We start from the raw sequence: 3,348 nt of genomic DNA, 5'->3' as shown, positions 1-3,348 counted from the left end.
CCCGCTGGCTTCTCGACAACGTTCCGGAGGCGCGTGGCGACGCCATGATCTGCGGCGATGTTGGTTCGCCAATGGTCGTAAGATTCGGCGAGAAGGGACTTCTCTGGCTCGAGATAGAGGCGGAGGGCGCGCCCGCTCATGGCGCGCATGTCCACAAGGGGGTCAATGCTATTGATCGCCTGCGCGGCGCGCTCGACGCTCTCAAGACCATGGAGCGCCTGCCTGTGCGAATCCCGCCGGAGGTGAGCGACGCTATTTGCGCCGCGAAGAGCGTATCGGAGCCCCTTTCCGGAGCCGGCGAGGAAGACGTGCTCCAACGCATCACGGTGAACATCGGGACAATCGAGGGGGGTGTGTCTCCCAACCTGGTCCCCACATTCGCCAGAGCGCGAGCGGACGTGCGCCTCCCGGTCGGCATCACGCTCGAGGAGGTGAATACCGCGCTGGAAACGGAGCTCGCAGAATTACAAGGCGTCACGTGGAGGGTCCTGCAGGCCTACGAACCGCTCTACACGGATCCCGCCCACGAGATCGTCACGCGGACAGTTGACGTCGCGGCGGAGGTGCTCGGGCGCACGCCTGTCACCAACATGCGCATCGGCGCCTCTGATGCGCGGCTATACCGGATGGCAGGTGTCCCCTCAATCGTATATGGCTGCACGCCGTTCAACATGGGTGGGCCCGACGAGAACGTGCTGATCGATGAACTCGTCGCCGTTGCGTGCGTTCACGCGCTCGTCGCCTTTGATTTTCTCAGCAACCCGTCGCCGTGAGGTACTGATGGCTAATACCGCTGCATTGTCGGATGCCGCCTTGTTCACAAAGCCGCCGAGCTTTATGAACGTTCCGCGCACGCTCGACCTGTCATCCGCAAAAGCAGCCATTCTCGGTGTGCCGTTCGACTGCGGCACCCATGCTTTCCGCATTGGATCGAGGCAAGGGCCTACGTCCATCCGCGAGCAGTCGCAGCTGGTTCGTTGGTTCGAATCGGAGGTAGCAGACTACGACGTACGCGAACGGCTGGGCCTTGTGGATTGCGGCGACGTCGCCTTAGTCCCAAGCCGTATCACCGAGGCATTCGAGAAAATCGAGGAGGCTGCCTGGCGCATCATTAGCGCGGGAGCCACGCTGGTCGGATTCGGAGGTGATGGGTCGATCTCCGTGCCGCTCGTGCGTGCGGCTGCGCGGCGCTGGCCAGATCTCGCATTGGTTCACATTGACAGTCATACCGACTGTCATCCCGTGAACGAGGATCACCCTTATGATGCGGCGAGTCAATTCACGCATACTGCCTTGGAACAGCGGATTTCGCCGATGGCGTCTTATCACGTCGGCGTTCGCGGCCCAACCTTCCGCAAGGGCGTTCTCGATCATACCCGCTCGCTGGGATACAACATCATATCCATGCGGGACTACATGCGTCGCGGCGAGGCGGACGTTCTTGCGGAGCTCCATGAGGTCTTGCGAGGGCGGCCCGTCTATCTCTCGTGGGATATGGACTCGTTCGACCCCTCCGTTGCGCCCGGTGTGTGTACACCTACTTGGGGCGGCTTCACGGCCCGGGAGGGACTCTCACTGTTGCGGGGGCTTGCTGGGCTTGAAATCGTTGCAGTTGACATAAACACAGTGAGCCCTCCGCACGACGTACATGGAATGGCGGCTCACCTCGCGGCCTACATCGCTTACGAAACATTACTGCTTTTCCCCGAACGTCCATCAGAGCATGGATGCTAAAGCCTCACATACCAAAGGACGTCCATTCTCTATACGCACACTGGATGATGGACGAGCAGGAAGATGAGCGCTGATTCTGTACGAAGGCTGAGGCGAACGCGCGGGTTGGCGACGCGCCCGTGAGGAACCCGGCTTGCGGACTCGGGGGATCGCCGCAGAATCTATGAGAGCGGCATCTTCTCAGTACCGGGCCGGTGAATGAATTCCAGCGAGAGGGTCAGCCTCTCCTGGAACCAACTCGCCTCATCCTCTGCCTTGATCGGTTAGACGTTTTCCCAGTGCTCATGCCGCTTGCTGGTGCCCGCTTCCCTGTTTCCTAAGCTGCTGTCCCCCGGTCGGCTTGCCACTATTCAAGCCGTTCGTCCCGATCTGATGTTCCAGACCGGCTTGTTGCTCTGTCGTTGATGTTCGCGCCTATCCGGATGCGCTCGGCCTCGGCTCCGGAGCCGATCCTCGAATGTGGAACTTCAACGACTTACGAGGACGGTCGGGGCGAGAAGTTCGAGGGGGATTTAGTACGGGGGAAGAGGGTCGCCGGATTGGCGTGGACGGTGCGATCGGACTCATCGTTGCCGTCAACGATGGGGATGCAAGGCGGTGACGGGAACGTCCACGCTGGAGGGATCGTCAACGAAGCGGATCGTGACGGTCTCCCCGATGGGCGGCAATCCAGATAATCGCTCCTCCGCCACATAGGCAGGGAGCGCCCGCGTGGACAGTGCATCTATCCCGCCCTACAGCTGCCGTTCCGGATTACTCTCGGCCTACTGCGTCTCGTGTGGCTCGGTGAGGCATTTCGGGATTCGTTAGTGCACGCAGAAACGCAAACGAGTCACTAACGCGTTGAGATATTTTGATAACTGCAACTGCCTGAAGTTACCGGCTCAAGAGCGGAGCGTCCAATTGCTGGGTAATTGTAGAGCAATCCGAGGAGGGCCAGCTCGAGCTCCTGGGATATCTGCGCAGTGGAGCCCAGCCGCCGCCCAATGAGATCGACCGCAACTTCAAGCCCGACACCGACGCTGATCTTCAGTTCGTCCCCGAGGAGGCGACGCAAGCCGACCACCTGGTCGAGCAGGCGATCGTTCATCTCGAGGGCAAGATCGCGCAGCTCCGGGCGCTCAAAGGATCCGGGCCCCAGATCGCCGAAGTCATCGCGCGGACCGAGCAGGTGTTCGGTGAGCTGGGAGCGATCTGGCTGGTCGAGTACAACCCGGTGCTGCAGGCCACCCCTCTGGATGTCATTTCCCGCGGAAAGACAGACCGGGTCCTCACGCTGCTCGGCCGGATCGAGGCCGGCGTCTACGCGTGACCGCTCACACGTCGACCGAGGCGTGGAGGAGCTGCGATCCTCGTCGGCAGGTCCGCTTGGGATGCTCTCGAACATCGCTTGGCTGTTGGCCCGGCGCCTTGCACCAGTGGGCCCGTGAGATCATCGCCGAGCGGGCGGAACCTCGGGGGTGGCGGTATCACCTCAAACTGGGTTGAGCAGCGGCGTGCGATCAGCGCGCCCGTCGCAGTGGAGAACTTCAGCCACGGCGGCATGTTCGAGAAGATCGTGAGCGAGCCCCGGAGGCGAAGAAGCCGCCTCGGGCGCCAGACCTGAGCCTTGGT

At 61.7% G+C, this 3,348-nt stretch carries 4 protein-coding genes; 3 read left to right on the top strand and 1 reads right to left on the bottom strand.

The genetic code is table 11. The features are described 5' to 3' along the window. A partial coding sequence (locus BN1233_RS12660; protein ID WP_046863838.1) for a M20/M25/M40 family metallo-hydrolase occupies positions 1 to 773 on the top strand: 773 nt, incomplete at its 5' end. Next, complete coding sequence (locus tag BN1233_RS12655) at positions 703 to 1,734, top strand: arginase family protein (protein WP_244470690.1); 1,032 nt, start codon at positions 703 to 705, stop codon at positions 1,732 to 1,734. The genes BN1233_RS12660 and BN1233_RS12655, both read left to right, overlap by 71 nt. Positions 1,735 to 2,569: 835 nt before the next feature. Here the strand turns inward: BN1233_RS12655 and BN1233_RS48330 are convergent. After that, complete coding sequence (locus BN1233_RS48330; RefSeq protein ID WP_187144283.1) at positions 2,570 to 2,824, bottom strand: hypothetical protein; 255 nt, start codon at positions 2,822 to 2,824, stop codon at positions 2,570 to 2,572. Positions 2,825 to 2,905: 81 nt separating this feature from the next. Between BN1233_RS48330 and BN1233_RS48325 the strand changes: the two genes are divergently transcribed. Then, entirely contained in the window at positions 2,906 to 3,046 is a 141-nt protein-coding gene (locus tag BN1233_RS48325) for an antitoxin Xre/MbcA/ParS toxin-binding domain-containing protein (RefSeq protein ID WP_187144282.1), read from the top strand. Positions 3,047 to 3,348 lie beyond the last annotated feature (302 nt).

Source organism: Microvirga massiliensis, assembly GCF_001006805.1.
Lineage (GTDB): Bacteria > Pseudomonadota > Alphaproteobacteria > Rhizobiales > Beijerinckiaceae > Microvirga > Microvirga massiliensis.
The sequence above is the reverse complement of the archived record's forward strand: the minus strand, read 5'-3'. Positions and strand labels throughout refer to the sequence as shown.

Coding starts and splice junctions, on each gene's coding strand:
- BN1233_RS12655 (WP_244470690.1), top strand. CDS start 703: ATGAACTCGTCGCCGTTGCGTGCGTTCACGCGCTCGTCGCCTTTGATT.
- BN1233_RS48330 (WP_187144283.1), bottom strand. CDS start 2,824: ATGAACGATCGCCTGCTCGACCAGGTGGTCGGCTTGCGTCGCCTCCTC.